Here is a 2,774-nt window from a genome sequence, read left to right as displayed (position 1 = left end):
CTAATTCAATTTCATTGGTTTTGTATTTTTCATATTCTTTTTCAAATCTATAAAAAATATCATCCAATAATGTTTCAACTGGCTCTTTTGTCCATTTATATTGTCTTTGATAGAAATCAATATAATATGTTGTATTTGAAAAAACTTTATCAATATTTTGTTTGTCTGGTTGAACATCCATTTTAATTTCCTATTATATTTTTATGTCATTATAACTATTTATTACCAAGCAATTATATATACTTTACCATTAAATTTGCTTTAACTATTTCAGTTTTGTTCTATATTTTCTTTTTATGGTTTTATAATATCTAAAATGTTATTATTGCTATGAAATAGTTATAAAAATAAACAAATATGTTAAAAAGGTTTTTGATGAAAAAGAAGTTATTGGATGTGCTTGTGGATAAGATTCGGTTTAAGCATTATAGTTATTCTACTGAAAAAAGTTATCGCTACTGGTGTAAAAGTTATATACTTTTTCATAATAAAAGGCATCCAAAAGATATGGGAAAAAATGAGATTGAGGAGTTTTTAACTCATCTTGCTACTAAACAAAATGTATCGCCAACTACTCAGAATCAAGCTTTTAATGCGATTTTATTTATGTATAAAGAGGTACTTGGGGTTGATACAGCTTCTTGGGATATTCGAGCCTATAGAGCAAAGGAGAGAAAGAGGATTCCTGTGGTTTTGAGCATGGATGAAGTAAAATGTGTGCTTACAAATATCACAGGGGTTAATCACATCATAGTATCACTTTTGTATGGGTGTGGGCTGAGAGTTAAAGAGGCTTTGAGGCTTAGGTTAAAAGATATAGATTTTGAGTATGATAATATCTACATATATGATAGCAAATCTTTAAAAGACAGGGTTGTACCGCTTCCGCTTAAGATAAAATCTCAACTAAAAGAGCAGATATTGAGAGTGGAGACTCTCCATCAGAAAGATTTAAAAGATGGTTTTGGCGAGGTGTATATACCTCATAATTTAGCCAAAAAATATCCAAATGCCAAAAAAGATATAAAGTGGCAATACCTTTTCCCTGCTAAGAGCATATCGTTTGATAAAAGGGAGGGTGTGCAAAGAAGGCATCATATCCATGAGATAAACATAAACCGTGCCATCAAAAAAGCGGTGGAGCTTTGTGGTATTTACAAAAGGGTTACATCTCATACTTTTAGGCATTCATTTGCCACACACCTTTTGCAAAACGGCACAGATATACGAAGCATTCAAGAGCTTCTGGGGCATAAAAGCATAGAGACTACCATGATATACACACATGTAGTAAAGGAGTTAAACAAAGACATCATACAGTCTCCGCTTGATTTTTAACCTCCCATAGAAACAGGGAGGTTTTTAGCTTATGAACACATGCGGGACTATGAGTGGGTATTTTTTCATTTTTCTGTATATGTGTTTTCTGACAATCTGCCTTAAGTCATTTTCCAATGCTCTTGGATTTTCAATAAGTCCTGCTTTCATATGTAGTAAAAAGTGCTCTAAAACATCTTCCATCTCTTTTGCAAAAGCTTTATCTTGTTTGTCTGCTACTATACCAAATGTTGTAACTTTTGGTCTCATAGTCATTTTTGAACTTTGTCCATCAACTTGAGCTACTATCATAACTATACCATCTGTTGCAAGTTTTTGACGGTCTATGACTATATCATCTTCTATTTGGTGGTTGTTTTGGTTGTCCATGTAGATTTTACCTGTTTTTACTGTTTTTACTTTTCTCATATATTTTGGTGCAACTTCTATCTGTTCACCATCGTTCATAAGAAGTATATTTCTCTCTGGTACACCACACTCCATAGCAGTTTGCTTATGTCTTGCAACATGGTTATACTCGCCATGTACTGGTAAGAAAAATTTTGGATTTACAAGGCGAAGCATAAGTTTTGAAAGTTGTACACACTCTTGGCAATAAACGCTCTAGCTATCTCTTCTCTGTCTTTTGGAATATTTGTTACTGATATAACTGTGATACTCTTCTCTATCTCTGCAAAGTTTAAAACAGTGATGAGCTTTTGTTCTTTACTACTTAGTTCTTCTACTCTTAACTCTTCTTTTAAAGCAGGAAATAGTGACTTTTCTAGATTGAGAACTTTATTCCACATTTTAGATAGGTTTGATGATATATTTGGTACAATATTTGTCATAAGCTAAGTCACTTTTTTGTTAGATTTTTTGGCTAAAAAATTATAACTTATTAAAATTTGATCTCAGCTTTTTCTACGTTATCGCTTTTAATTATCTGCTTTTGGGGTAATTTGCAAGTGGCTCGAAAATATAGTTGTTATCTCTGTTGATGGGAGAGTAGAATGTTATTCCCAGAATCAAGGGCTAGAGAGAGGAGTGATAATTAACAAAGAGTATCAATCTATTATCCTATTGGAAGATGATATAACCAAAAGAGTCTTGACTATCGTTTTTGACCATCAACCTCATAAAATCCAAGATGCCTTTCTTGTTAAAATTATCGCATTTTTAGGGTCAGGTGATGAAAATAAACTTTTAAGAAAAGAATTGTTAAAATACCAAACCCAAAAATAAGGACGCATTTTTAGGGTCAGGTGATGAAAATAAACTTTTAAGAAAAGAATTGTTAAAATACCAAACCCAAAAATAAGGACGAAAAATAAGGACGAAGTAGTGGCAAGAAGACCAAGGCTAAATATGGCAGGTTTCCATCATATAGTAAATAGAGGAGTAGCAAGAGATAATGTATATAAATGTGATGAAGACAAAAATAAATACCTAGAGAT

General features: G+C 32.1%; 4 protein-coding genes and 1 pseudogene. 2 read left to right on the top strand and 3 right to left on the bottom strand.

The features are described 5' to 3' along the window. Positions 1–181, bottom strand: a 181-nt coding sequence (locus AC30RD_RS08110) for a hypothetical protein (RefSeq protein WP_489493972.1), incomplete at its 3' end; no start/stop codon positions are given. Between the two features lie 194 nt (positions 182–375). Between AC30RD_RS08110 and AC30RD_RS08105 the strand changes: the two genes are divergently transcribed. After that, entirely contained in the window at positions 376–1,338 is a 963-nt protein-coding gene (locus AC30RD_RS08105; RefSeq protein ID WP_489493970.1) for an integron integrase, read from the top strand. A 24-nt stretch (positions 1,339–1,362) separates the two neighbouring features. Here AC30RD_RS08105 and AC30RD_RS08100 read toward each other — a convergent pair. Next, positions 1,363–1,908: pseudogene (locus AC30RD_RS08100) on the bottom strand (ribonuclease J); the annotation flags it as partial. Continuing rightward, positions 1,887–2,168: a hypothetical protein gene (locus AC30RD_RS08095; RefSeq protein ID WP_489493968.1), complete on the bottom strand. Its 282-nt coding sequence runs from the start codon at positions 2,166–2,168 to the stop codon at positions 1,887–1,889. The pseudogene AC30RD_RS08100 and the gene AC30RD_RS08095, both read right to left, overlap by 22 nt. A gap of 196 nt (positions 2,169–2,364) precedes the next feature. On the opposite strand from AC30RD_RS08095, the gene AC30RD_RS08090 reads away from it, so the two are divergent. Further along, entirely contained in the window at positions 2,365–2,562 is a 198-nt protein-coding gene (locus AC30RD_RS08090; RefSeq protein ID WP_489493967.1) for a hypothetical protein, read from the top strand. Positions 2,563–2,774 lie beyond the last annotated feature (212 nt).

The organism is Nitrosophilus sp., assembly GCF_982775275.1.
The sequence above is the reverse complement of the archived record's forward strand: the minus strand, read 5'-3'. Positions and strand labels throughout refer to the sequence as shown.